We start from the raw sequence: 25,189 nt of genomic DNA on the forward strand, positions 1-25,189 counted from the left end.
TTTCGGTTGCCCATGGCAACCGCCCAAACTGCACCGCATTGCCACCGCCTGCCTGCCGTTTGCATTCACCTGCACTTTCTTTCCCAGTCTTCTGTCCCTCGGTTTCCAGTTTCCCACCCTAAGTTCTGGGGGTTGGAAACTGGCAACCGGCGCCTCAGCCTTGCTGCCATTCACTGCCGGGGGACGGCGCACCTTTTTGAAAGCCTGCGACGCCATAGACCCGGAATCACGGACCCGCACAGCGGTTCCCTACCAACCCTGCGGCACCGCGCTCACCGGCCAAGGCAAGACCTGCCTGGAGACGCTCAGCCCCACGGAGCAAGGCCAAAAAGAGGAGCGTGTCTGACTGAGTCCCGGCGCAGCCTCATGCATGAATCAGCCGTACCTCGGCCCTTCGGGGCACCGATTGGTACGGCTTTTTCCATGCCCGGAGGCGATCCTGCCAGTGACAGCCAAGGGGAGGCATTCACCCCATGGCACGGACTCACCCCACTGCGTAGCTTGGGATGACAACCCTACAAACCAACCCACACGACTCATGAACACCAGCCCCCCTCCCTTCGACCAACTGCCCCAAGCCGCCAAAGACCTGGCCGATCACGCCACGCAGGCTGCCAAGGACGCTGCACAGCGCGGCATCGCCGCCACCCAGGCTGCCGCCAAGGATGCAACCCAGGCTGCCAAAGACCTCTACAAAACCGCCGCCGTCCGCGCCGAAGACCTCTACCACACCGCCGCCGTCCGCGCGGAGGACACCTTGGTGCAGTCCAAGCAGTATGTACGTGAGAATCCCATCCCGGTCGTCCTCGGTGCCTTCGCCCTCGGCCTCACGCTCGGATGCCTGCTGGGTCTGTCCCATCATCAGCCTGAGCCCACCTTGCGCGATCGTTTCCGCTGGTAGGAAACACGGCTGGTTGCCAGTTTCCAACCCCCAGAACTTAGGGTGGGAAACTGGAAACCGTGGGCCAGAAGGCTGTGCAAGAAAGCGCAAGTGAATGCCAACTGCAGGCAGGCGGTGGCAATACGTTGCAGTTTTCGCGGTTGCCATGGGCAACCGAAAAAAGAGGCATGGCAACCGGCCTATGTGCCTCATCTGCCAATGTTCCCATTGGAGATGCCGCACCACAAAATGGTCCTGTTCCTGAGAAACAGGCACTGTGCAAAACACCGCACCAAGTCAGCTTTCCGCCCCCATCACTGCGCGAGAAACTCATCCAGCGCAGCTTTGGTAATCCGGTACTGCGTGCCGATCTTCTTGGCCTTGATCTGGCCGCCTTCGATGCTGGAGAGGACATCGGCCTCGGTGACGCCTAGGGTCTGGGCCACCTGGGCGGGGGTGAGGATATCGACGGAAGGTGCGGCTGCTGGAACAACAGCGGCAGCCGGGGCTGCGGCACCGGCGGCGGCGGGGTTCATGTTGAAGGCGCCCTGGGCCATCATGTTCTGCGCCATGCCAAAACCCATCGCGAGTTCAGCAGCGGCTCCGGCCGGACCGGCGCCGCCTTTGGCCATGCCTTCGGCCATCTGGAATTTCACGTAGTCGTTGAGGTTGCCGATCGCGCCCATGCTGCTGCGCTTGTCGATGGCGGCCTCGACTTCCGGCGGGACGCTGGCGTTTTCGAGGATGAAGCTGGTGATCTCGATGCCGTACTTGCCCTGCGTGGTGGGGTTGATGATGGGCAGCAGGGCTTCGCCAAGCTCGGAGTAGCGAGTGGCGAGATCGAGCACGGGCACCTTGGCGGTGGCGAGCGCGTCCGTGAACACGCTGACGATGCGGCTGCGCATGGTGTCGGCGAATTCATCCAGGCGGAAGTGATTGTCCGTACCGGCGACTTCCTTGAGGAAGAGCTTGGGCTCGGTGATCCTGAAATCGAAGGTGCCAAAGGCGCGCACGCGCACGATGCCGAAGTCCGCATCCCGCATCATGATGGGGTTGCTGGTGCCCCACTTGTTGCCGGTGAAAAGGCGGGTGGTGACGTAATAAACGTCCGCCTTGAAGGGGGACTCAAAGCCGTACTTCCAGCCCTTGAGGGTGGAAAGGATCGGGATGTTCTCCGTGCTCAGGGTGTGCTTGCCGGGTCCGAAGGTGTCGCCGTATTGGCCGAGATAGACGAACTGCGCCACCTGCGATTCGCGCACGATGAGCTGCGCGCCGCGCTTGATTTCCTTGTCCTCGTCCGGAAAGCGCCAGGAGAGCGTGTCGCGTGAGTCGTCCGTCCATTGGATGATTTCCAAGAACTGTCCTTTGAGGTAATCCATCAGGCCCATGATCGTATAAAAGATGAGTGTTTGCGGTGTGTCTGGCAGGGAACGAGGGCGATATTAAAGAGCGGCATTCCTTTTGGCGAGTGCAATTCTGCGCCCCCGTTTGTAAAGCATCCCTCATTACTCGCTGAGCGCTTTGCCGTTTGATTCCTTAAATCACTGGTTCAAATTGATATTTCATATGTCCCTTGCCGATCAACTCCAAGCCGCCGCCTCTTCCGGGCAACTCCTCGCCGCCAGCTACGACAACATTCGTGCCCTCCTCGCCGCCAGCGACAACCCGCTTTATCGCGCCAGCATCGAAGAACTCGCCACGGCAGGCCAGTGGGCGGAGCTGAACGACCGCTTCTTCCAGGCGCTTAAATTTGGCACCGGCGGTCTGCGGGGCCGTACGGTGGGCAAGATCGTCACCAAGGCGGAGCGTGGCAGCGCCCCCGAAGACCAGCGCCCGGAGCACCCCTGCGTGGGCACGAACGCGATGAACTTCTACAACGTCAGCCGCGCCACCCGCGGCCTGGTGACCTACCTGAAAAACTTCCGCGCCAACGCCAAGCTCAGCGGCAAGCCGAGCCTCGTCTTTGCGCATGACACCCGCCACTTCTCGGCGGAATTCGCGAAGTTCTGCGCCAAGATCGCGATGGATCACGGGGCGAATGTGTACCTCTTCGACTACTGCCGCGCCACGCCGGAAATGTCCTTCGCCGTGCGCCAGCTACGTGCGGATGCAGGCGTGATGATCACCGCCTCCCACAACCCGGCGCATGACAACGGCTACAAGGTGAATTTCAACGACGGCGCCGGTATCGTGGAGCCCCACGCCACCGGCATCATCAAGGAAGTGAACGCCATCAAGGGTGAGGAATACACCGCGCTGCCCGAGGCCGAACGCGGCAAACTCACCACCCTGGCCGATGACATGGACCAGAAGTATCTGGCCCGCGTGGAAACCATGATGCTGCAGCCCGAGCTGCTGCAGAAGGAAGAAGCGAAGAAGCTCAAAATCGTCTTCACCGCACTCCATGGCGCCGGCGGCGTGCTGGTGCCCGTGCTGCTGAAAAAGCTCGGCTTCAATTTCCTCACCGTGCCCGAGCAGGACGTGCGTGACGGCCGCTTCCCCACCGTGAAGTCCCCGAATCCAGAAAACGCCTCCGCCTTGCAGATGGCCGTCGACTTGGCCAACAAAGAAGGAGCGGACATCATCATCGGCACGGACCCCGACTGCGACCGCATGGGCGTGGGCGTGCGCAATGCCGCTGGCGAAATGGTGCTGCTCACCGGCAATCAGGTCGGCTCCCTCATGGCCTGGTACCGCACCAAGACGATGTTTGACCTCGGCATCCTCACTCCTGAAAACAAGAGCCACGCCGTGCTGCTGAAGACCTTCGTCACCAGCCCGCTGCAGGACGCGATCGCCGCGAAATTTGGCATCAACTGCGTCAACACGCTCACCGGTTTCAAATGGATCAGCGCCAAGCTTTCCAAATACGAAGCCGCTCTGCCAGCCGACATTCAGAGCCGCTACCGCGACCTCAACAACGTGGAGAGCCGCAACGCACGCCTCAAGCACAGCAAGTTCCTCGTCTTCGGTGGTGAAGAAAGCTACGGCTACATGGGCGATGACTTCAGCCGCGACAAAGACGGCAACGGCGCCGTGGTCATGTTTGCCGAGCTCGCCGCCTACGCCGCCAGCCTGGGCCTCACCGTGGTGGGGCTGCTGGATCAGGTGTACTGTGAAGTGGGCTACTTCCTGGAGCGCAACGAGAGCAAGGTCTTCGAAGGCGCCAGTGGTGCCGCGCAGATCGCCAAGCTGGCCGACAGCTACGGCAGCAATCCGCCGAAGGAAGTGGATGGCTCCGCCGTCATCAAGGTGCGCGATTTCCGCAAGGACGAGATCACCGATGAAGAAGGCGATGTGGTGCTGAAGGAGAAGATGCTCTTTGTAGACCTTGCCGATGGCCGCAGCTTTGCCGTGCGCCCCTCCGGCACCGAGCCGAAGATCAAATACTACATGTTTGGCCGCAGCGTGCCCGCCGCAGGTCAGAGCCTCAGCGCCGACGAACTTACCGCCGCCAAGGCCAAAGTCACCGAAGGCCTCGCCAGCATGTGGGCCTGGCTGGACAAAGACATCGACGCCCGTCTGGCTTCATAAGGCCGAAGTTCACGACAGATTCGAAGAAATGGCAATGCGGCTGAACAAACTTCAGCCGCATTCGTCTATCCAGTTGTGACCTCATTCCTGAGGCGGAGAGCCGGAAATTGCGGCTTGAAGTTCCCAGGAATTTAAGAACTATTAACGATTATGAATTCTCAAACCACTCGCAGGGGGCTGATCAGTTCCATTGGGCTGGGCTGGTGTTTCACCATCCTCTCTGCTTCCACGGGCATGGCGCAGGCTCAGCAGCGCTATTATCCGCAGCAGCAGGGTTATCCTCAGCAGGGTGGTTATCCGCAGCAGTACAGCCCTCCTCCGGGCTATCAGCAAGCGCCGCAGGGCTACCAGCAGGCACCTCAAGGCTACGGCTATCCACAGCAGCAGCCCCAACCGCAGTATGAAAGCCCGCTGCAGTTTCTGCCGAAGTTTGGCCAGCGCATGAGCGAAATGGCACGCCGTCTTTTCTATGGAAAAGATCCCACCGGCTACGACTACCCGCCGCAGGGCTACGGTCAGAACGGCGGCTACAGCCTGGACTCCACCCCGCGCCCGCAGGCCGTTCCTACGTACCCGCAGCAGTCTCCACAGGGATATCCCCTTCCCGGTTCGGGCTACACCCAGCCACAGCCTGGCTATCAATATCCCCAGCAGCAGCCGCAACAGCAGCCTCAGGGACAGCCGCGCTACAACTACCCGCCGCAGCAGCAACCCCAGCAGCAGCCGACCGCTCAGGCTCCAGTGCAACCAAACACGAGCCGCAGCAAAAGCACGCCTTCTGCTCCAGCTCCACAGAGCAAGACTCCCTCCCCCAGCACCACGCGCAAATACACTCCGCCGAAGGTGGATGACTCTCCGCCATCCCCCAGGACGACAAGCAAACCTGCCACGGTGACACCCAAGAAGGAGCCGAAGCCTGACGCCCCTCCGCCGACATCTGCGCCTACCACGCGTCGCTCCGAATCCACCCCCAAGGAATTTCCCACCACCACTTCCAACAGCGGATCTTCTGGGTCGTTCTTGAAGGGCAAGAAAACCGCGAAGCCCGGCCGTGTGATCAGCCCTTACCCGCCTTACAAAGAGCTCGACATCACCGGGCTCGAAAGCGGCTCCCTGGCGCTGGACCCCACCACGCAGAAGGTTTTTGAGGTGCCTTGAGGCTTTCCAGCCCGCACTTCCCGCCCCAGAAGGTTCCCGATAAACTGGGAAAGCCCGCCGCAATTGGGCTTTCTGCTTTTATGCCAGCCGCAATTCTTTTGACGAATTCGAAAATAAACGCTGTGCTGGCCTGAAGAATGCTTGCTTAAAGGGTAGGATGGCGCTTGGCTGTCCTACAACCATTCATGGCCGACCACGGACTCCAGCAGTTACAGACCCAAAAGCTCGCCATCGGGCCGCAGATGCAGCAGAGCTTGCAGATCTTGCAGGCTCCCACTTTGGAGCTACGCCAGATCATCCAGCAGGAGGTCGAAATCAATCCGGTACTCGAACTCGAAGCGCCGGAAACTTCCATCCAGGACGCCATTCCCGATGATCCGGATGATCGCAGCGTGGATGACAGTGACATCGACGCCCTGACACAGATGGATGACGAGTGGCGCGAGTACTGGCAGCAGAGCCGCCAGCAGACCGCCACCCGCCGCAGCGATGACCAGGAGCGCTGGCAGTTCCTCATGGACTCCATCGTGGCACCCACCACGCTGCAGGAGCATCTGCTTTCCCAGCTTCACACCTCGGACGCCAAAGCCAGCCTCGCCCCTCAGGTGGAGTTCCTCATTGGCAATTTGGATGACCGCGGCTTTCTCAACACGCGCATCGATGACCTGAGCCTGAACCACGGCATTCCCATCGACACTCTGATCACCGCCAAAAAGCTGCTGCAGAGCTTCGATCCCGTAGGCGTCGGATCGGAAGATCTGCGCGAATGCCTGCTGGTGCAGCTGGAACGCCTTGGCAAAAAGCAGAGCCTCGCCTGGCGGCTGGTCGATCAATACATCGATGATCTCGCCAACAAGCGCTACCCCATCCTCGCCCGCAAACTCGGCGTGCCGCTGGAGCAGATCTCACGCGCGGCGGATTTCATCAGCACGCTGGACCCGCGCCCGGCACAGCGCTTTGCTGTCTCCTCCAACAACTACGTCACGCCGGATGTCGTCGTGGAGCGCCAGGGCCGTGAATGGGTGGCCGTCATGACCAATGACGACCTGCCGCACCTGCGCATCAGCAACACCTACAAGGACCTGCTCAGCGCGCCCGGCAACAACGGCGAGGTGCGCAACTACGTGCGCGACAAGATCCGCAGCGGCAAGTTCCTCATCCGCTCCATCCATCAGCGCCAGCAGACGATCCACCGCATCGCCACGCAGATCCTCAAGTATCAGCGCGAGTTCCTGGAGAAGGGCACCAACTTCCTGCGACCCCTCAACATGGCCACCGTGGCCGATGAAGTCGGCGTGCACGAGACCACCGTCAGCCGCGCCATCGCCGGCAAGTACATCGCCACCCCGCATGGCGTGTTTGACATGAAGTTCTTCTTCTCCCACGGCGTGAAGACAGAATCAGGCGATGACTTGAGCAACACCAGCGTCAAAAACGCCATCGCCGAACTCATCAAGAACGAGCCCAAGCACAAGCCCCTCAGCGACGACAAGCTCGCCAAGCTGCTGGACGGTCAGGGCATCAAGGTCGCGCGCCGCACCGTCGCGAAATACCGCGAAGCGCTGAACATCCTGCCGAGCCATTTGCGGAAGTCATTTTCGTGAGTTTGGGTTTCAAACAACCGCGATAATGGCATAGGGTGTACGATGGGTGTGGCGACAGCCCGCCCGTCTGTGAGCGTGCGGCAGCCACCCATAACTCGACCACTTCCAGAGTCGGGCGGTTTGGCGAAGGCGCCTCAGGATGCTGCCTGCCGCAGCGCGCCAAACACACCCCAACCTACGACCTGAGCACCGCTCCGACAACAACCGTCAACTTCCACCCGTCGCCTCACACAAACCGCCGTGCGATTTGTGTGTAAAATGCCAGCGCCTTTTCCACCTCAGCGCACTCGACGTATTCCACCGCGGCGTGAGCCTGATCGATGCTGCCGGGGCCAAACAGGATCGTGGGAATGCCCATGCGTGAGAACTTGCTGGCATCACTGCCGAAGGGGACGCCGCTGACGCCATTGTCGCGCTCCATCTCGCCGAGCAAGGTTTGCGCGAGTTGCACGAGCGGAGCTTGGGCGTCGGTCTGAAAGGCCCAGTCCTGCAGCATCGGTGTTTCCATTTCCGCCAGCACGTCCGGGTGCCGCTTCATCAGCGAATCCAGCAGCACCTGATAATGCGCCAGCACGTCCGGCACTTCTTCACCGGGGAGGAGACGACGGTCGATCTCGATCACCGCTTCATCCGGCACGAAGTTCACCTGCACACCGCCATGGATCACGCCCACGTTGCAGGTGCCCGGGCCGAGCAGCGGATGCTGGGTCTGCTGCATGCGCTCATGGTCCTCATTCAAGGCCAGCACGATGCGCGACATCGCCGTGATGGCATTGATGCCCAGATGCGGCTTCGAGCTGTGAGCCGCTTTTCCTTTCGTGCGGATGCGCCAGCGCAGCACGCCCTTGCTCGCGATCACGCATTTGAACTCCGTCGGCTCAGCCACCACAGCGGCATCAGCTTTGAGCCCGTCGCAAAGTTTGACCACGCCTCGAAACGAAAACTCCTCGTCCACCACCGCCGCCAGCCACACCTCGCAGGGCGGTGCTTCGCCGCTGGCGTGAATGTCCGCCACCGCGTGCATCATCGCCGCGAGCCCCGCCTTGTCATCCACCGAGCCGCGACCATAAAGCTTCCCATCGCGCACCACCGGATCAAAGGGGTCAATTGTCATGCCTTTGATGGAAACTGTGTCCATGTGCGCCTCGAAGACGATGCGCCGCGAGGGGTCGCGCCCCGGCACGCGTGCGATCACGTTGTTGCGCCCCGGAAACACCTCCTGCTCCCACACTTCCATGCCGCGCTCCTCAAAAAAACGCCGCACGTAGGCCGCCGCCGCCGCCTCTCCGGGACCGCCCTCATAGGAGCTGTTGATGCTGTTGATGCGGACGAGGTCGGCCAGGGTTTGGAGGACAGGAGACATTCCGCAAGCTAGACGAAGTCAATCCCACGGCAAGAAGTGCTGTTTTCTGGCCGTACTTTTGCTGTCTCATGAAGGCCGCTTTCTCCATCGCCCTGCTTTTGACGCTGCCCCTCGGCAGCGCCGCGGTGTCCGCGCCCGCGGATGACGCGAAAATCGCTTTCTTTGAAAAGAACGTCCGCCCCATCCTCATCAAGCGCTGCTACGAGTGCCATTCCGTCGAGTCCGGCAAGGGCAAGGGCGGCCTCTTCATCGATTCCCGCGACGCCATTCTCAAAGGCGGCGACAACGGCCCGGCCCTCGTCGCGGGCAATCCCGACAAGAGCCACATCATCGAGTCCATCCGCTATCAAAACCAGGACCTGCAGATGCCGCCCAAAGGCGCCATGCCTGCGGCGGAAGTGAAGACGCTGGAAGAGTGGGTGAAAATGGGTGCGCCAGACCCGCGTGAGGCCGTCGCCACCGCCAAACACGGCGCGCCACGTGTGATTGATCTCAAGGAGGGTGCCAAGCACTGGGCCTTCCGCCCGATTGTGGCGCCGCCCGTCCCCAAAGCGGAGGCCTCCAATCCCATCGACGCTTTTATCAGCGAAAAACTCGCTGAAAAAGGACTCAAGCTCGCGGCTCCTGCTGACAAACGCACGCTGATCCGCCGCGCCACCTTCGATCTCACCGGCCTGCCTCCCACTCCACAGGAAGTGGACGCCTTCCTCGCTGACAACGCCCCCGACTCCTTTGCCAAGGTGGTGGACCGCCTGCTGCGCTCTCCGCAATACGGTGAAAAATGGGGTCGCCACTGGCTGGACGTGGCACGCTACTCGGACTCCAACGGTCTCGATGAAAACATCGCGCTCGGCACCGCATGGCGTTACCGCGATTATGTGGTGAAGGCGATCAACGCCGACAAACCCTTCGATCAATTTCTCACCGAACAGATCGCCGGAGATCTGCTCGAATCGAAAGACCTCTCCGAGCGCCACGAGCACGTCACCGCCACCGCCTTTCTCAATCTCGGTGCCAAAGTCCTCGCCGAACCGGACAAGGAGAAGCTCACCATGGACGTCATCGATGAGCAGATCGATGTCATGGGCCGCGCCTTCATGGGCCTCACCCTTGGCTGCGCACGCTGTCATGATCACAAGTTCGACCCCGTCCCGACCGCTGACTACTACTCACTCGCCGCCATCTTCAAGAGCACGCAAAGCTTCAGCGTGGACCGCATCGGCGCGCTGAGCACGGCGTATGAAGCGCCCGTGGGCTCGCTCGATGACTTTGCCGCCGTCAAATCTTCCGAACGCATCCTCAAGGATCAAAGGGCCGCCGTTTCCAAAGCCGAAAGCGCCGCCATCACCGCCCTGCGCAAAGAGGTGCGTGAACACGCAGTGGATTACCTGATGGCCGCCGCCAAACTGCCTGAGGCTCCCACTCTCAGCCAGGTGCGCCCGGTGGCCGAACCGCTCGGCCTGCGCCCGCATATCCTGCTCAACTGCCGCGTTTATCTCGCCGCCAACGAAACACTTCCATTCTTCAAGCCCTGGCAGGACGCGCTCAACAAGACGGGCGATGTCCAGTCTCTGCGTGGCTACTACACCGCCATCTTCGCAGCCGCAGAAAAGATCAATCCTGCTCCGAAAGCGAAGCCCAAGGCGGAGGCCAAAGCAGAACCCAAAGACGCAGCCGAGGATTCGCTTCTGCATCAGGCACGTGCCGCCTTGGATGCCCCCGCAGGCTTCCTCGCACTGCCACCCGAGCCCATGATTCTCTTCCCCAAGGACGTGGCTGAAAAGGTGCGCTCGCTGAAGGACACGATGATGACCACGGAGAGCAACCTTCCGGATCTGCCCACCACGCTCGCCGTGGCCGAAGCACCGAAGATCATCAAAGAGCTGCCCATCCACATTCGCGGCAGCCACCTCGCGCTCGGCAAGCCCGTGCAACGCGGCTTCATCCAGGTCGCCCAGGCATCACTCACCACCAAGCCGCAGTTCCCCGCCAATCAAAGCGGCCGTCTTGAACTTGCCCGCTGGCTCGCGAGCCCTGAGCACCCGCTCACTTCACGCGTCATCGCCAACCGCATCTGGTCCTGGCATTTCCGTCAGGGCATCGTCCCCACCACGGACAACTTCGGCCTCCTTGGCCAGCAGCCCACGCATCCTGCATTGCTTGACTGGCTGGCCCACTGGTTCACCAGCAACGGCTGGAGCCTCAAGGACATGCACCGTCTCATCATGAGTTCGCGCACGTATCAGCAAAGCTCCGCCACTTCAGCACAAGGTTACGCGGCTGATCCCGAAGACCTCCTGCTGCACCACTTCCCCGTGCGCCGTCTCGAAGCCGAAGAAATTCGCGATGCCCTCCTGGAGGTCGCAGGCAGTCTCGACACCACCATCGGCGGCAAGACCATCCCGCGTCGCAATCGTGAATTCGTCTTCAATCACACCTCCAAGGACTTTACTTCCTACGGCAGCACGCGGCGTGCGCTCTACATGCCAATCATCCGCAACAATCTCTACGATCTCTTCCAGCAGTTCGACTATCCGGATCCCTCCACCAGCACCGGCCTGCGTTACAGTTCCGTCGTTTCCCCGCAGGCGCTGCTGCTCATGAACAGCGACCTCGCCACCGACGCTGCAAAGAGCTTCGCCACCCGCCTGTTCAAACTCTCCGCCGACAAGGAGGCCCGCCTCCGCGCCGCCTATCGCCTCGCCTTTGCCCGTGAAGCCACCGCCGAAGATCTGCGCCGTGCTGAGAACTATCTCACCGCCGCCGATGCCTCGCTCAATTCCACCCAGCAGGACTCCACGAAGCGCGAGCAGGAGGCCTGGGCGCTGCTCTGCCAGGCGCTGATGATGAGCAATGAGTTCATCTATTTGAGGTAACCAGCGAAGGCCGCTCCGGAAGTACGATGGACACTCTTGTCAGTACTGTTCGGCACGCGGTCTGCTATAGAGGGGTGAATGGAGCCAAGCATTTTTGAATTGAGGCGGCGGTGAAAGGGCCAGGGAGTGGGAGGTGGGCGACATCGTGGCATCCGGGCACGCGCAGCCCTGGCGCGCGCGCGCGCCTGCACTGCCCTTTGCTATGCGGGTTTCCAGTTGCTCAGCGTGCCATGCCGCGGCTTGCGCACCCGGGTGGCGCGCTGCACCTCAAGCCGCAGCGCCTCGGCAAGCTCCTCCTCGCTGGCCGTCTGCATCTGATGAAAGGCCAGCATCTCCAGCATGCGTTTGCTCGGCCGCCGTCCCAGCCTGCGCGTCAGCAGCACCGCGCAGATCAGCGCGGCATAGATCTGGATGGCCACGCCGTTTTCGCTCTCCGCAAACCAGTGCCGGCAGGGCAGCAGGCATTTGAGCCAGCGGAAAAATCCCTCCACCTCCCAGCGCTGCCGGTAGAGTCCGGCGAGCTCCCCGGCGCTGAGCTGTTCTGCCGTTTGATTGCTCACCAGCCATACGGGCTCCTCCATGTCCGGCCGGTCGACGACCACCAGGCGGAACGGGCCGCGCCTGCACAGGGCCCTCTCCCCGAGCATGACGCGCTCATCCCGGCAGACGCCGGCCTCAATGTCGCGCTGGCTTAGCGGCAGCTCCTGGAGCGTCTCCACCTTGACATGGTTCTGGCGCAGGCGCATGAGAAAGCCGCACCCGGCGCTCTCGAGCTCCTCGAGGTAGCGGTAGTTCATGCCGTAGTTGCGGTCGCCGATGTAGAACTCCCCGGCCTTGAGCTGCTGGCGCAGGGCTTTGCGCTCGCACAAAACCCCGTTGGAGGGCAGGCCGCCGGCAGGCAGGCCGTCGGCCAGGCGGTATTTGATGTGCAGGCGCACGGCGCGCTGGTCCTTGTACTGGCTGCGCCAGGTGGCCCAGTCCATGCGCGGGAGCACATACCACAAGGTGCTGTCGACCACGCGCAGCGCGGCGAGGTCCACGCCGCCGGGACCGGGCTGCGGGGGAAGGTCCGCCACCAGGCGCTCCAGCACGGCCTGGAGCAGCCGCGCATCAAAGAGGCTCTGCGCCTCCGAGAAGCTGCCCAGGCTTGCGGGCAGGGTGCCCAGGGAGCGTTGCGTGCGCTGCAGCCTGCTGGCCTGGCAGAGCCCGCGCATGGAGGTGATGACCGGGTTGAACAGGCCGAGCAAAAACAGCGAGAAGTAATCGCGCTGGTGGAGGGTGCGCCGCGGGTCGTGCTCGCTGCGGTGGGGCTGATGCAGCGGGCTGACCTCGTCGAGCACACGCTGGAACTGCTCGATGAGCTTCCAGTGCCGCAGCTGGGCGGCTTCAATCTTGGGGGCTGGGACTCGGGCTGCAGCCATCAGCAACTTCATGCCACCCTTCGCCCAAACGTACAGCAACGTTTTTGTCACATCACTCCACCTCAAACCCTGTGCCGAACACTATTGACACTCTTGTCCGTCGGCCAGCGCTCCGCTTCAGCAGGCAGTCTACAAATCCAAATGCAGCACCGCAGCGACAGCTTTGTGCTGCTGGAGGTCGATTTAAGATCATGCGTGCACAAACATGCTGAAGGCGCCGCTGGCCGACGGACAGGAGAGCCGAGGCTTGGGGAGACGGGCGAAGCCAATCCACCGTACTGCAGGCTTGCCAAAAGGTGTATTGCGATTACACATCGCACCATGTTCACCGCGCAGACCAGTTTTCTTGCAGCGCTGACGGCCTCATAACGAAGGCCGTCTGAATCCATCTGGACATGCGCGGCGCAACAAGCCGCCAGCATCTGCGATGTTGAGTTGATCTCATCACGCCCGCGCAGTCCACCCTGCACCGTCGTCCGCGTCTCTTTCCGCGATGCACCACGCACGGACGGCGCACTGGTATGGTCAATCGCGGCCTTTTTCTTTTTCATTTCATGAATCTCATGCAGATCCCCCTGCGCCTGCAGGCGGGACGAATCGTATTTCTGCGTCTGGAGCAGCTTCCAGCCGCACAGCGCGCGCACACTCCCTGCCCTGCCGGATCGCAGGACAGCGGCTGGCGCATTCAAGCCGAGCACTGCGAAAAATCCCCTGCCCTGACTCCAACGTGGCCCTCAAGCTCATCAACCGCGTCATCCTGCCATCCTTCGGAAAGGTGGATGTGCTGCACCATGCCATCTCCGACAACGTGAATGACGCAAAAAACTGATCGCGCAGCACGCGTCCGCCATCGTATAGACCCCATCATTTACAAAGGCCCTGCATGGCATGCAGAGTGCTTTGAACTGGCAGCCCTCAGCATCACTTCCCAAATCGCATCAGCACACCATGTACGTCGGCAAAGACTTCCGTTTGATCCTGCTCTGGCACTTCGCACGTCGAAATTTCATCGAGTCCCTGTTCATCAGCACTTTGGCGGTTGTCCTCTATCGTTTCGCGGGAATGCGCTGGATCGCCATTCCCTTTCTGCCCATCGGCACCATCGGCACCGCCGTGGCGTTCTTTGTCGGCTTCAAGAACAACCAGGCCTTTGACCGCCTGTGGGAGGCACGCCGCCTGTGGGGTGGCATCACCAATGCCTCCCGCAGCTTCGTCGCCCACCTGAAGGCCAGTCTTCCCGCCGCCTCTGAGGAAGTGCGCGAGGCCGCCTACCGCCACCTCGCCTTCATCAACATCCTCCGCCTGCAGCTGCGCCGCACCATCCCCTGGGCCACCAGCAAGCAGAACCTCCACAAGACCTTCGCCGGAGAGCGCCGCGAGCTTGAGGAGTTTGAGAAAGGCCTCGAGCGCATCCTCGGGGAGCACGACAAGATGGTTTACTTCGACCACCTCAAGAGCCTCAACAATCCCGCCTGCATGCTCCTCAAGGTGCATGCCGAACACCTTGCCAGGCTGAAGCGCGAGGGCGTGCTCGATGCCTTCGAGCACATCGAACTCATGCGCCTCGTCACTGAGTTCCACAATCTTCAGGGTGGATGCGAACGCATCAAGACGACCCCGCTCTTCCGCCAGTACAGCATCTCCAGCCATATCTTTGTGCACATCTTCATCCTGCTGCTCCCCTTTGGCCTGCTGAAGGATCTCAGTGCCGTTGTGGGCGGGCCCGGTGTCTGGCTGACCATTCCCTTCTCGGTCCTCATCTCCTGGGTCTTTTACACCATGGAGCAGACCGGCGAGTTCAGCGAAAACCCATTCGACAACGCCATCAACGACACTCCCATCTCCACCATCTGCCGCAACATCGAGATCGATGTCCGCGAGATCCTTGGCGAAGAGAAGCTGCCCCCGAAACTGCAACCCGAAAACAACGTCCTGCTCTGACGGATGAAGCGGTCACGCTGAAAATGCCCCCCGCTGCTGCCTGAGGCAAATCTTCCTTGGTTGATCATGACAGCGACCTCAGGCATGGAGGCGCTGATGAGCAGCGATGAAACACTTCTTTCCATGCCCACCTTTGGCCAGGCCCTGCGCTACTGGTTCAAGCTCGGCTGCATCAGCTTCGGCGGTCCTGCCGGGCAGATCGCCATCATGCACAAGGAGCTCGTCGACAAGCGCCGCTGGATCAGTGACGCCCACTTCCTGCACGCGCTGAATTTCTGCATGCTGCTGCCCGGACCCGAGGCGCAGCAACTGGCGACTTACCTCGGATGGCGTTTGCATGGCGCGAAGGGTGGCATCGCAGCAGGAGCCTTGTTTGTGCTGCCGTCCGTCTTCATTCTCTTCGGCTTGAGCTGGCTCTACATGGCGGGCGGGCATCTGCCTTGGCTCGCAGCCATCTTCCACGGCCTGCTCGCTGCAGTCATCGCCGTCGTGGCAGAGGCAGTGCTGCGCATTGGCAAAAAGGCGCTCAAAAGCCCCGCGCTGTGGTTCGTCGCCGCGCTGAGTTTTGTGGCCATCTACTTCTTCCAGATCTCCTTCGTCCTCATCGTGCTCGGTGCCGCCTTGCTCGGGTACGTAGGCAATCGTTTGCTGCCGAAACAGTTCCCCGCTGGCAAAGGACACGGTGCCGCCAAAGACGATGTTGCATCCATCACTTTGCAGCCAGCGCCCAAGGCCACCTGGACGCGCACCTTCACCATCACCGCCTTGTGCCTCACACTCTGGTGGCTGCCCGTCTTCGCCATCGCTGGGTGGCTTGGCTGGAGCAGCACGCAGGCACAGCAAGGCTTGTTCTTCAGCAAGGCCGCGCTCGTCACTTTTGGTGGTGCGTATGCGGTACTGCCTTATGTCGCGCAGCAGACGGTGGAAATCCACGGCTGGCTTTCGCATCCGCAGATGATGAGCGGCCTCGCACTCGCCGAGACCACACCCGGCCCTCTCATCATGGTGCTGCAGTTCGTCGGCTTCGTCGGTGGCTGGCAGCATCCGGGTGACATGACGCCGCTTGCCGGAGCCACGGTCGGCGCGCTCATCACTACCTGGGTCACCTTCATTCCCTGCTTCCTCTTCATCTTTCTCGGTGCTCCTCACATCGAAAAACTCGGCGAGCAGCCGCGCCTCAGCGCCGCGCTCACGGCCATCACTGCCGCTGTCGTCGGTGTCATTCTCAATCTCGGCGTAAAGTTCACCACCCACGCGCTGTGGCCTGCCAGCGGCGGCTTTGATGCCTTCATCGCCGTGTTTGCCATTGCCGCCTTCGTCGCCATGCAGCGCTTCAAGGTCGGCCTCATGCCCGTCATCGGTGCCTGCGCGCTCATCGGTCTCGTCAAACAACTCGCTTTCGCTTGAGCAAAACGTCAGTCACTTAAACCACTGCACCAAACAGCGCACCCACGCCCGCCGTCAGCCCCATCGCCAAAGCTCCCCAGAACGTGACACGCCAGACGGACTTCAAAACGGGCGAACCACCCGCACGAGCCGCCAGAGCCCCCAGCAAGGCCAGGAACAACAGCGAGCTGAGCGACACCGTCCACAAAAGAACGGATGCAGGCACCACCACGACGAGGAGCAACGGCAGCGCGGCGCCCACGGCAAAGGAAGCCGCCGAGGCAACCGCTGCCTGTACCGGCCGTGCGATCAGCGTGTCAGAAATGCCCAGCTCATCGCGGGCATGCGCGCCCAGCGCATCCTTCTTCATCAACTGGACCGCCACTTGTTTGGCCAGTTCTGGCTCAAGCCCACGGCTCACATAGATCGCCGCCAGTTCGGCGTGTTCATTCTCGCCATCTTCGGCCAGTTCCTGACGCTCTCGCGCGATGTCGGCCTGTTCTGTATCAGACTGGGAGCTGACAGACACATACTCACCCGCTGCCATCGACATCTCCCCGGCGACCAATCCTGCGATGCCCGCGACCAGCACATTGCTCTGGCTCGACTCCGCCGCCGCCACACCCACAATCAAACTCGCCGTGGAAACAATGCCGTCATTGGCCCCGAGAACTGCGGCACGCAGCCAGCCGATGCGATGCGCGCGATGATTTTCAGATTGGTCCATACTTTAAACATCCTGCGTTCACGCCGTAGCTGCAAGACGGATCGTGCGAATTGTTCCTGACAAAACCAGCCTATGGGATTGCCACCGAGTGCAATAACTGGCTAGTCTGGTGAGTGTTGTTGCTTGATAGAACCTGACCTCCCGGTCAGTTACCAGCCCCCTTTCAGCCATTCGTCATTTCTCCCGCATGTCCCTTCCCCGCTTCGCCCTCCGCCATCCATGGACCGTCATCGTCATCGTCGTGGCGATTCTGCTCGGTGCGTGGCAGGCGAAGGAAAAGATGGCGCGCGATGTCTTCCCCACGCTTGGCATTCCGACCATCTACGTTGCGCAGCCCTACGGCGGCATGGACCCGCTGCAGATGGAAGGCTACCTGACCTACTACTACGAGTACCACTTCCTCTACATCGCCGGCATCGAGCACGTGGAGTCCAAGAACATCCAGGGCGCTTCCATCATGAAGCTGCAGTTTCATCCCGGCACCGACATGTCTGCCGCGCTCTCTGAAACGATCGCGTATGTGAACCGCGCGCGTTCCTTCATGCCGCTGGGCACTCCGGGGGCTTTCGTCACGCGCTTTGATGCAGGCAGCGTCCCAGTGGGCAATCTCGTCTTCTCCACGGAGAATCCCAACCGCACCGTGGGCCAGATGCAGGATGCTGCGCTCAACATGGTGCGACCGCTTTTTGCCACGCTGCCCGGTGTTTCTGCACCACCACCGTTTGGCGGTAGTGCGCGTACCATTTTGATCAATGTGAAGCCGGACCGTCTCCGCGCCTACGGCCTCTCGCCCGATGACATCGTGGCGGCGATGACTGCGGCCAACACCATCAGCCCCAGTGGCAATCTCGCGCTGCCCAACAGCTTCCCCATCGTTCCCACGAACGCGATCGTCAAAAACATCCAGGATCTCGCCGCCGTGCCGGTCAAGGTCACCGAGCAGGGCGCGGTCTATGTGCGCGACATCGGCGAAGTCAGCGACGGCAGCGACATGATGTACAGCATCGCGATGGTGAACGGCAAGCGCACCGTGTACATGCCCGTCACCAAACGCAGTGATGCCTCCACTTTGAGCGTCGTCGAACTGGTGAAACAAAACCTGCCCAAGTTCAAAGCGGCCTGTCCTGAGGACATCAACGTCACCTTTGAGTTTGATCAAAGCCCCTGGATCATCCGCGCCATCCGCGATCTCGTCAAAGAAGGCATCCTCGGTGCCGCGCTCACCGGCCTCATGGTGCTCATCTTCCTGCGCGATCTGCGCAGCGCCTTCATCGTCATCCTGAACATTCCCCTCGCCATCGCAGCAGCGGTGCTCGCGCTGTGGATCGGCGGTTACACGATCAATCTCATGACCTTGGGCGGCCTCGCACTCGCCGTCGGTATTTTGGTGGATGAAGCCACCGTGGAAATCGAAAACATCCATCGCCACCTGAAACAGGGAGGAGGCCGTTCGCTTGCCCGCCTTGTTTTGGATGCGTCAGAAGAAACCATCGGCCCGCGCTCGCTTTCCATGCTCTGCGTTCTCGCCGTCTTCGTGCCGAGCTTCTTCATGACGGGTGCCGCCAAAGCACTCTTCCTGCCGTTGTCCCTCGCCGTGGGCTTCAGCATGATCGCTTCGTATCTGCTCTCAAGCACGCTCGTGCCGATCCTGAACATCTGGTGGCACTCCAAACCACGCACCGAGGCGAAAGCCAAACCCGCGGGCGAATCCGCACTGCGCTGGATTTTTCTTCCCTCGCTCGCCACGCGTCACATCCTCGTTCCCGCCTACCTCGGCGGCGTCATCTTCGCCATCAGCATCCTGCTTCCCTTCATCGGCACCGAGATCTTCCCGCAGATCGACGCCGGCCAGCTTCAGCTCCGCCTGCGCGCCCCCACCGCCACACGCCTCGAAACCACCGAGCAGATCGCCCTGCGCACGCTGGCGATCATCGGTGAGGAAACGGGTCCAGACAAAGTCTCCATCAGCATGGGCCTCGTCGGCGTGCATGCGCCGAACTATCCCGTCAATCTCATCCATCAGTGGAACAGCGGCCCTGAAGAAGCCATCCTGCAAATCCAGCTCAAAGACGGCAGCGGTGTGGCCATCTCCCCTCTGCGCGAAAAACTCCGCGCACGACTCGCCGCCGAGTTTCCGCAGGTGCAGTTCTCCTTTGAGCCTGCGGACATCGTTTCGCGCGTCATGGCCCTCGGTTCACCCACGCCCATCGAAGTGGCCGTCAGCGGCAAGGATTTCGCCGCCAGCCGTGCGCATGCGGAAGTGCTTAAAACCAAACTCGCTGAACTCAAGGACCTGCGGGATGTGCAATTCAGCCAGACCCTCGACTATCCCAGCGTCGATGTGCAGATCGACCGCGAACGCGCCGGCCTGCTCGGTGTGAAGATGAGCGATGCCACCCGCAGCCTCGTGGCCGCGACCGCCAGCAGCCGCTTCACCGTGCCGAACTTCTGGGCCGACACCAAGACCGGCGTGAGCTATTCGCTGCAGGTCCAGGTGCCGCAGACGCTGATGAAAGGCCTCGAAGACCTGCGCAACCTGCCTGTCACTGCGCAGAACAGACCACCGGTCCCGCTGCGCAACATCGCCAAGATCAGTGAAGGCAGCGTCATCGGCCAGTACGACCGCTACAACATGGCCCGCACCGTTTCCATCACCGCGAATCTTCATGACCAGCCGCTCGGCGTCATCGCCAAGCAGGTCGAAAAAATCATCGCGGCCAATCCTGCCCCCGCCGGTGTCAGCGTCACGCTGCGCGGTCAGGTGCCGCCGCTCAAGGAACTCCAAAGCGGCCTGCAGACGGGCCTGCTCATCGCCATCGTGACGATCTTCCTGCTCCTCGTCGCCAATTTCCAAAGCGTGCGCCTTGCCCTCATGGTGCTCACCACCATTCCCGCAGCGCTGCTCGGTGTGGTGCTCGCCCTCATGCTCACAGGCACCACCTTGAACCTGCAAAGTTTCATGGGCGCCATCATGTCCGTCGGTGTCGCTGTGGCCAATGCCATCCTGCTCGTCACCTTCGCCCATCGCGCCCAACTCACCGGTTTGAGCAAACGCGACTCCGCGCTGGAAAGCGCCACCACGCGTCTGCGCCCCATCCTCATGACCACCCTCGCCATGATCGCCGGCATGATCCCCATGGCCCTCGCCCGCTCACAGACCAGCCCGCTTGCCATCGCCACCATCGGCGGCCTCACCCTCGCCACCGTGGCGACGCTGCTCGTGCTGCCTGCTGTGTATGCACTGCTCGCGAGCAAGACGGCCAAAACCGCCACTTTGGAACCCACCGACCCCGCGTGATCTCCACACCCATTCCCCTTTTTCCATGCGCTTCCTGATCCTTCTCTTTTTCACTTCCACCGCTCTGGCCGTGGAACTGCCTGTCGCCAAGCCGACCACCGGCACCATCCATCGCTGGGTCGCCTTGCCCGCCACGCTCGCTCCCTTTCAGCAGGCCGTGCTTTACGCGAAAGTCACCGGCTACATCGCCACCATCAGCGTGGACAAAGGCGATGCCGTCAAAGCCGGTCAGGTGATCGCCAAACTCGAAGTGCCGGAACTCCAGGCGGACCTCGCCAAGAGCAAAGCCGAAGTCGCTGCGGCCAGCCTGGAATCCAAGCGCATGCATGAAGCCCGCGCCAAATCACCTGACATCGTGCTGCCGCAGTCGGTTGAAGATGCGGAGGCCAAGCTGGCCATCGCCAAAGCTGGCATGGACCGCATCACCACCATGCTCGCTTTCGCGGAAATCAAAGCCCCGTTCGATGGCATCATCACCGCGAGGCACGTGGATGTCGGAGCGCTGGTGAACGCCCACACCAGCAAGGTCGTCGAGATCGTCGATGCCAGCACACTACGCCTCCAGATCCCCGTCACCGAAATGGAAGCCGGGCTCGTCGCCGTCGGCAAACCCGTGAAAGCCCAGATCGATGCCAGCGGCCCCACGCCCGTCGAAGCCAGCATCTCCCGCATCGCCTACGCGCTCGATCCCGCCACCCGCACCATGCTCGCTGAAGCCGACCTCAAAAACACCGAGCTCAAACTCCGCCCCGGCATGTATGCCATGGCCAAAATTGCCGTCGATAAACACGACAAGGCCACTCTCATCCCAGTCGCCGGACTCGTCATGGAAAAGACCAACGCCTTTGTCTTCAAGCACGTCGATGGCAAAGCCATGAAGACCGCCGTGAAGCCCGGCTTCAATGACGGCACGAATGTCGAGATTCCTGATCTCAAAGCAGACGACGTGATCCTGCTGCCCGGCACCACGCTGCTCACCGACAAGCAGCCGGTAAGCATCAAGACGCCCTGAACCACGAAAGCCCAAGTATTATGTCAGAGGACCAACACCTTTCACAGCTAAAGAAACGAAATAGGGCATCGCTATTGTTACTGGCCACTGCCTCAGCCTGGATCATCAGCTACCAGTCTTATTCTTCACATCACCCAGGTATTCTGATTGGCATTGGTTCCGCCAGCCCCATTCCTACCTTTTGGGAAAGCGTGGCTCTAGAGCCTGTGACTTACGCATTCGCATCCTTTGGAGCCCTACTCGCACTGGGCGCGGGATACGTTCTCTTTCGCAATGCACTGCATTCTTGGTTTTTCATGAGGTCTATCGTTCCGCTTTTTCTCCTCACGACGCAGGCCAACGCCGCCGACCCCGCCTTCGTCGATCTCCGCACCGTCATGCGTCTCGCGGGTGCCAACAACGACGAGATTCAGCTCGCACGCGTCAAGCACGATGAAGCCATCGCAGAATCCAAGCAAGCCTGGCAGCGTTTCTGGCCCACCTTGAGTCTCGGCGCTGGGTATCGCGGCCATGAAGGACGCTTGCAGGACATTGCCGGTAATGTCTTCAACGCGAACAAGCAGCAGTACAATGTCGGCACCGGTGCCATGATCGACTGGTCTCCCGGTGACATCTACTATTCCGCACTCGCCGCCAAACAGCGCGCTCTCGCCGCCGAGCACCTCGCGGAAAAGGCACGCATCGACATCGTGACTCAATCAGTAGAGCGCTACTATGACCTGCTCGCCGCCGAGGCCATGCTCACCATCATTGAAGACGACCTGCAGCTCACGGAAGACTACGGCAAACAGCTTGATGGCGCTGTCACCGCAGGCACCGCCTTCCGCGCCGACCTGCTGCGCGTCAAATCGCAGATCAGCCGCGCCAAGCTGGCGATTCGTCAGGGCGAAGAGCAGCGCGATCTCGCCGTCGCTCGCCTCGCTGAAATCCTCCGCCTCACTCCGGACGCCGTGCTACGTCCCGCGAAGTCGGATCTCGTTCCGGTGAGGATGATGTCTGGCAAAGGCGTCGCCACCATGATCTCGCTCGCGCAGCAGCACCGGCCTGAGATTCATGCCGCGCAGGCCATCCACAGTTCGATGGATGCTGAAAAAGACCGCGCTCGTGTCGCCCCCTTGATCCCGAGCGTGCAGGCAGGCTACACCACAGGCGGACTGGGCGGTGGCCCCAATGTAGGCAATCAATGGGGCAACTTTGGCAGCCAACAGGACTACTACCTCGGCCTTGGTTGGAAGATCGGCCCTGGCGGTTTGTTTGACCGTCAGCGTCAAAAGCTCGCAGATGCGCGTGAAGAAAGCGCCTCGCTGCAAACCAGCCAGGTTAAAGCCGCCGTCGGTCGCGAAGTCGTCGAAGCCGCCACGCGTGCGCAGTCAGCGAATGACCAGATCAAGATCAACGACGAAGCCGTGGCCGCCGCCGAGGAGATGACCAAGCTGGCCAAGGAACGCCAGGCTAGCCAAGTGGGCGTCGTTCTCGAATACCTCCTCGCACGCGAAGAGCTGACCCGTGCGCGCCAAAGCCGCGTCATGGCCGTGACTGATTTCAACAAAGCGCAGCATGCGCTGAAGCGCGCAGTGGGGAAATAGACCTTGGCTCATGCCCTGATGAGTTGGGGTTCCGGTTGCATCACTGCCTGGCTGCCTCACACTCGTTCCAATGACTCCTCCCTCCATTCCCCATACCGCACTTTTTATTTACAGCGAGTGCTTCGCTGAAAGCGAGGAGGGGCGCCGCTTTCATGTGTTTGCCAGGCTGGGAGACAGTGATCAGCGTATGATTTTTTACACCCATGACATGCCGGAGCTGCCGATCACCGTCTGGCATCAGCTTGATCTGCCGGAGGCTCTCGCCACTCAAATTGAAGACACTTTCAACGCACTTAAAATCCCGCTGAATCCCGGCGTGCGCGCCTGCGACGGCCTGCATTACCATCGCGGCCTTGAGCTGCAGGTGCAGGGTGCCTCCCTTTGTCTGGGCTGGGATGCAGCCGAAAGCGAACTGACCGATGCACTGGCTCCTTTGCTCAGCCTCCTCCAGCCGCTCGTAGATGAAATGAAAGCCGGACTTGAGGTTAAATAACCTGCCTCAATCCCGCAGCACTTCGTTCGGCAGTTCGTTCACATCGTTTCCCAAACGGGGGAAATGCGTCGCTAGCGCACGACCAATGTCCTCAATCAGACGCACGAGCGAGCTGGTGTAATCACCCGCTTTAAAGCCTTCGGACAACTGATGCGCGAGATGGTTCCAGAACGCCTCTTTGCAGAAGTGATGGATGCCCTCATCCGCCACAATGGCAAACTTGCGTGCCTTGGGTCCCACGAAGATGAGAACGGCGTTTCGTTGCTTTGTGTTTTGCATATTCAGACGCGCGAAGGTTTTCCATGCCTCCGCAATCGGGTCTTCAACGACTTTGTCCGTCACAAAAACACGCAGTTCTCCGCTGGTTTGCGCTTCCGCAGATTGGATCGCCTGGATCACCTGGTGATCTGCAATCGTGGCGATGAATTGGTTCGCGTTCATGGTTACCATCCTCCGCTGGCGCCGCCTCCGCCGGTGCTGCCGCCACCCCCGGAAAATGAGGAGCCGCCGCTGCTTCCTCCGCCACCGCTTCCGCTACTCCATCCTCCACCACCACTGCTCCAGCTGCCGCTGCTGCTCCAGTTCCAATTGTACCAGGGTTGACCACCCTGCACATGACGCCGCCCCTTCGCGTCATAGAGTTGGTCACCGCGAATTCGAAAATAAAGATTAAGGCCGATGGCGAACAGAATGAACGTCAGGAAAAGGACCAGCACCCACACCTGTGGATTGCCATGGGACTCCGCCAAGGTTTTGCCAGTGCCTTGGTATTCGCCCTTCGTCGCCTCGATCATTGCGGCCACCGCGAAGCTGGCACCGCCGGTGTAATCTTGTTTACGTAAAAAAGGCTTCATGCCTTCGATGATGCGAAAACACTCCGCATCCGTCAGGCTGGCTTCCAGGCCGTAGCCGGTCTGAATGCGCATCTTGTGATCTTCAATGAAGACGAACAGCACCGCGCCATTGTCACGATCAGCACGACCCACTCCCCATTTCTCAAAAACACGCGTGCAGTAGTCCTCCAGGCTCGAATCAGTGAGCATGCGGGAATAGATGTCCACGAGCAGTTGATTTGAGCTTTCACGCTCATACTGGGCCAGACGCTCGTTCAACTGATCGGCCACGCCATGGTCCACGACGCCCGCGGCATCATTGAAGAATCGCGCGGGCTTTTCCGGCAGCTGTTCAGCGGCCGCCACAGCGGTGACGGCAAGCAACAGCATGGCGGACGCGAGCCGCAGCGTGCCGAGCCAGGATGAGGCCAGTCTGTTCACGGCTGTTTGGGGGCAGCGCTGCCACCGAAATTAAAATCCACTTTGGGCGGCTCCTCAGAACCTGGTTTCGCCTGGAAGTAGGGCCGCTCCTTGAAGCCGAGCGCCGCTGCGTAAAACACAGCAGGGATGCTCTTGATCTTCGTGTTGTAACTCTGCACCACTTCGTTGAAGCGCCCGCGCTCAACCGCGATGCGGTTCTCCGTGCCTTCCAACTGCGATTGCAGGGCAAGGAAGCCCGCATTCGCCTTGAGGTCGGGATAACGCTCCGCCACCACGAGCAACCGGCTCAGTGCTCCACCAAGGGCGCCCTGAGCCTTTTCGAAGGCTTCAAACTGCGCCGGATCGGTCGGGGCGGTGTTCACCTGCACCTTGCCGACGGATGCGCGAGCCTCGGTGATTTCCGTGAGCGTGCTTTTCTCGAAATTCGCCGCGCCTTCCACAGTCTTCACCAAATTCGGGATCAGATCAGCGCGCCGCTGATACACGTTCTGCACCTGGGCCCACTGCCCTTCGACGGCCTGATTACCGGAAACAAGACCGTTGTAGCCGGCCATGACGGTCAGTACGATGACAGCAGCAACACCAAGGACAACCAAGAGCGATTTCATGAGGCCGATGATAGGAGCCACATCAACA

Annotated in this window: 19 protein-coding genes; 11 read left to right on the forward strand and 8 right to left on the reverse strand. The window is 61.0% G+C overall.

Annotation, left to right across the window (positions count from 1 at the left end):
• Window positions 1-538: 538 nt before the first annotated feature.
• Window positions 539-901, forward strand: a complete 363-nt coding sequence (locus tag AC3RLQ_RS14445; protein ID WP_461524043.1) for a hypothetical protein — start codon at window positions 539-541, stop codon at window positions 899-901.
• Between the two features lie 293 nt (window positions 902-1,194).
• Here the strand turns inward: AC3RLQ_RS14445 and AC3RLQ_RS14450 are convergent, their stop codons facing one another.
• A complete protein-coding gene (locus tag AC3RLQ_RS14450; RefSeq protein ID WP_493038213.1) occupies window positions 1,195-2,268 on the reverse strand; it encodes an SPFH domain-containing protein in 1,074 nt (357 codons plus the stop codon).
• A gap of 178 nt (window positions 2,269-2,446) precedes the next feature.
• On the opposite strand from AC3RLQ_RS14450, the gene AC3RLQ_RS14455 reads away from it, so the two are divergent.
• The 3 genes from AC3RLQ_RS14455 to rpoN all read left to right on the forward strand — a co-directional run bounded on the left by AC3RLQ_RS14455 (window position 2,447) and on the right by rpoN (window position 7,176).
• Entirely contained in the window at window positions 2,447-4,414 is a 1,968-nt protein-coding gene (locus tag AC3RLQ_RS14455) for a phospho-sugar mutase (protein ID WP_493038215.1), read from the forward strand.
• 150 nt (window positions 4,415-4,564) lie between these two features.
• Window positions 4,565-5,572 (forward strand): hypothetical protein, encoded by a 1,008-nt coding sequence (locus AC3RLQ_RS14460; RefSeq protein WP_493038217.1) that lies wholly within the window; start codon window positions 4,565-4,567, stop codon window positions 5,570-5,572.
• 185 nt (window positions 5,573-5,757) lie between these two features.
• On the forward strand, window positions 5,758-7,176 hold the full coding sequence (gene rpoN / locus AC3RLQ_RS14465; RefSeq protein ID WP_461524047.1) for an RNA polymerase factor sigma-54: 1,419 nt from the start codon (window positions 5,758-5,760) through the stop codon (window positions 7,174-7,176).
• Window positions 7,177-7,402: 226 nt separating this feature from the next.
• Here the strand turns inward: rpoN and AC3RLQ_RS14470 are convergent, their stop codons facing one another.
• Window positions 7,403-8,539, reverse strand: a complete 1,137-nt coding sequence (locus tag AC3RLQ_RS14470; RefSeq protein ID WP_493038219.1) for a M20 family metallopeptidase — start codon at window positions 8,537-8,539, stop codon at window positions 7,403-7,405.
• A gap of 68 nt (window positions 8,540-8,607) precedes the next feature.
• Here AC3RLQ_RS14470 and AC3RLQ_RS14475 point away from each other — a divergent pair, with 68 nt between their 5' ends.
• Window positions 8,608-11,415, forward strand: coding sequence for a PSD1 and planctomycete cytochrome C domain-containing protein (locus AC3RLQ_RS14475; RefSeq protein WP_493038221.1), 2,808 nt, complete (start codon window positions 8,608-8,610; stop codon window positions 11,413-11,415).
• A 200-nt stretch (window positions 11,416-11,615) separates the two neighbouring features.
• On the opposite strand, the gene AC3RLQ_RS14480 is transcribed toward AC3RLQ_RS14475, so the two are convergent.
• Both AC3RLQ_RS14480 and AC3RLQ_RS14485 read right to left on the reverse strand, forming a co-directional pair.
• The gene (locus AC3RLQ_RS14480; protein WP_493031625.1) at window positions 11,616-12,836 is read right to left on the reverse strand and encodes an IS4 family transposase; all 1,221 of its coding nucleotides are present in this window, start codon (window positions 12,834-12,836) and stop codon (window positions 11,616-11,618) included.
• Window positions 12,837-12,898: 62 nt separating this feature from the next.
• Entirely contained in the window at window positions 12,899-13,480 is a 582-nt protein-coding gene (locus AC3RLQ_RS14485; RefSeq protein WP_493038223.1) for a hypothetical protein, read from the reverse strand.
• Between the two features lie 304 nt (window positions 13,481-13,784).
• Here AC3RLQ_RS14485 and AC3RLQ_RS14490 point away from each other — a divergent pair, with 304 nt between their 5' ends.
• A complete protein-coding gene (locus AC3RLQ_RS14490) occupies window positions 13,785-14,777 on the forward strand; it encodes a bestrophin family protein (RefSeq protein WP_493038225.1) in 993 nt (330 codons plus the stop codon).
• A 66-nt stretch (window positions 14,778-14,843) separates the two neighbouring features.
• The gene (gene chrA / locus AC3RLQ_RS14495) at window positions 14,844-16,184 is read left to right on the forward strand and encodes a chromate efflux transporter (protein WP_493038227.1); all 1,341 of its coding nucleotides are present in this window, start codon (window positions 14,844-14,846) and stop codon (window positions 16,182-16,184) included.
• A 16-nt stretch (window positions 16,185-16,200) separates the two neighbouring features.
• Here the strand turns inward: chrA and AC3RLQ_RS14500 are convergent, their stop codons facing one another.
• The gene (locus tag AC3RLQ_RS14500) at window positions 16,201-16,890 is read right to left on the reverse strand and encodes a VIT1/CCC1 transporter family protein (protein ID WP_493038229.1); all 690 of its coding nucleotides are present in this window, start codon (window positions 16,888-16,890) and stop codon (window positions 16,201-16,203) included.
• Between the two features lie 187 nt (window positions 16,891-17,077).
• Between AC3RLQ_RS14500 and AC3RLQ_RS14505 the strand changes: the two genes are divergently transcribed.
• The 4 genes from AC3RLQ_RS14505 to AC3RLQ_RS14520 all read left to right on the forward strand — a co-directional run bounded on the left by AC3RLQ_RS14505 (window position 17,078) and on the right by AC3RLQ_RS14520 (window position 23,279).
• Window positions 17,078-20,188, forward strand: coding sequence for an efflux RND transporter permease subunit (locus AC3RLQ_RS14505; RefSeq protein WP_493038231.1), 3,111 nt, complete (start codon window positions 17,078-17,080; stop codon window positions 20,186-20,188).
• Window positions 20,189-20,213: 25 nt separating this feature from the next.
• Window positions 20,214-21,200: an efflux RND transporter periplasmic adaptor subunit gene (locus AC3RLQ_RS14510; protein WP_493038233.1), complete on the forward strand. Its 987-nt coding sequence runs from the start codon at window positions 20,214-20,216 to the stop codon at window positions 21,198-21,200.
• Window positions 21,201-21,496: 296 nt separating this feature from the next.
• Window positions 21,497-22,786, forward strand: coding sequence for a TolC family protein (locus AC3RLQ_RS14515; RefSeq protein ID WP_493038235.1), 1,290 nt, complete (start codon window positions 21,497-21,499; stop codon window positions 22,784-22,786).
• Between the two features lie 70 nt (window positions 22,787-22,856).
• Entirely contained in the window at window positions 22,857-23,279 is a 423-nt protein-coding gene (locus AC3RLQ_RS14520) for a hypothetical protein (protein ID WP_493038237.1), read from the forward strand.
• Between the two features lie 6 nt (window positions 23,280-23,285).
• On the opposite strand, the gene AC3RLQ_RS14525 is transcribed toward AC3RLQ_RS14520, so the two are convergent.
• The 3 genes from AC3RLQ_RS14525 to AC3RLQ_RS14535 are packed head-to-tail and all read right to left on the reverse strand — an operon-like array spanning window position 23,286 to window position 25,161.
• Window positions 23,286-23,720 (reverse strand): TPM domain-containing protein, encoded by a 435-nt coding sequence (locus tag AC3RLQ_RS14525; RefSeq protein ID WP_493038239.1) that lies wholly within the window; start codon window positions 23,718-23,720, stop codon window positions 23,286-23,288.
• 2 nt (window positions 23,721-23,722) lie between these two features.
• Window positions 23,723-24,553 carry a TPM domain-containing protein gene (locus AC3RLQ_RS14530; RefSeq protein WP_493038241.1) on the reverse strand — a complete coding sequence of 277 codons (831 nt, stop codon included), beginning with the start codon at window positions 24,551-24,553 and terminating at the stop codon, window positions 23,723-23,725.
• On the reverse strand, window positions 24,550-25,161 hold the full coding sequence (locus AC3RLQ_RS14535; RefSeq protein ID WP_493038243.1) for a LemA family protein: 612 nt from the start codon (window positions 25,159-25,161) through the stop codon (window positions 24,550-24,552). The genes AC3RLQ_RS14530 and AC3RLQ_RS14535 overlap by 4 nt, the downstream gene beginning before the upstream one ends.
• Between the last annotated feature and the right edge of the window lie 28 nt (window positions 25,162-25,189).

This window comes from Prosthecobacter sp. GW821-HT29F12, assembly GCF_058803405.1.

What these genes read in the sequence shown, in the direction of transcription:
- AC3RLQ_RS14445 (WP_461524043.1), top strand. Translation starts at nt 539, where the DNA reads ATGAACACCAGCCCCCCTCCCTTCGACCAACTGCCCCAAGCCGCCAAA.
- AC3RLQ_RS14450 (WP_493038213.1), bottom strand. Translation starts at nt 2,268, where the DNA reads ATGGGCCTGATGGATTACCTCAAAGGACAGTTCTTGGAAATCATCCAA.
- AC3RLQ_RS14455 (WP_493038215.1), top strand. Translation starts at nt 2,447, where the DNA reads ATGTCCCTTGCCGATCAACTCCAAGCCGCCGCCTCTTCCGGGCAACTC.
- AC3RLQ_RS14460 (WP_493038217.1), top strand. Translation starts at nt 4,565, where the DNA reads ATGAATTCTCAAACCACTCGCAGGGGGCTGATCAGTTCCATTGGGCTG.
- rpoN (WP_461524047.1), top strand. Translation starts at nt 5,758, where the DNA reads ATGGCCGACCACGGACTCCAGCAGTTACAGACCCAAAAGCTCGCCATC.
- AC3RLQ_RS14470 (WP_493038219.1), bottom strand. Translation starts at nt 8,539, where the DNA reads ATGTCTCCTGTCCTCCAAACCCTGGCCGACCTCGTCCGCATCAACAGC.
- AC3RLQ_RS14475 (WP_493038221.1), top strand. Translation starts at nt 8,608, where the DNA reads ATGAAGGCCGCTTTCTCCATCGCCCTGCTTTTGACGCTGCCCCTCGGC.
- AC3RLQ_RS14480 (WP_493031625.1), bottom strand. Translation starts at nt 12,836, where the DNA reads ATGGCTGCAGCCCGAGTCCCAGCCCCCAAGATTGAAGCCGCCCAGCTG.
- AC3RLQ_RS14490 (WP_493038225.1), top strand. Translation starts at nt 13,785, where the DNA reads ATGTACGTCGGCAAAGACTTCCGTTTGATCCTGCTCTGGCACTTCGCA.
- chrA (WP_493038227.1), top strand. Translation starts at nt 14,844, where the DNA reads ATGACAGCGACCTCAGGCATGGAGGCGCTGATGAGCAGCGATGAAACA.
- AC3RLQ_RS14500 (WP_493038229.1), bottom strand. Translation starts at nt 16,890, where the DNA reads ATGGACCAATCTGAAAATCATCGCGCGCATCGCATCGGCTGGCTGCGT.
- AC3RLQ_RS14505 (WP_493038231.1), top strand. Translation starts at nt 17,078, where the DNA reads ATGTCCCTTCCCCGCTTCGCCCTCCGCCATCCATGGACCGTCATCGTC.
- AC3RLQ_RS14510 (WP_493038233.1), top strand. Translation starts at nt 20,214, where the DNA reads ATGCGCTTCCTGATCCTTCTCTTTTTCACTTCCACCGCTCTGGCCGTG.
- AC3RLQ_RS14515 (WP_493038235.1), top strand. Translation starts at nt 21,497, where the DNA reads ATGAGGTCTATCGTTCCGCTTTTTCTCCTCACGACGCAGGCCAACGCC.
- AC3RLQ_RS14520 (WP_493038237.1), top strand. Translation starts at nt 22,857, where the DNA reads ATGACTCCTCCCTCCATTCCCCATACCGCACTTTTTATTTACAGCGAG.
- AC3RLQ_RS14525 (WP_493038239.1), bottom strand. Translation starts at nt 23,720, where the DNA reads ATGAACGCGAACCAATTCATCGCCACGATTGCAGATCACCAGGTGATC.
- AC3RLQ_RS14535 (WP_493038243.1), bottom strand. Translation starts at nt 25,161, where the DNA reads ATGAAATCGCTCTTGGTTGTCCTTGGTGTTGCTGCTGTCATCGTACTG.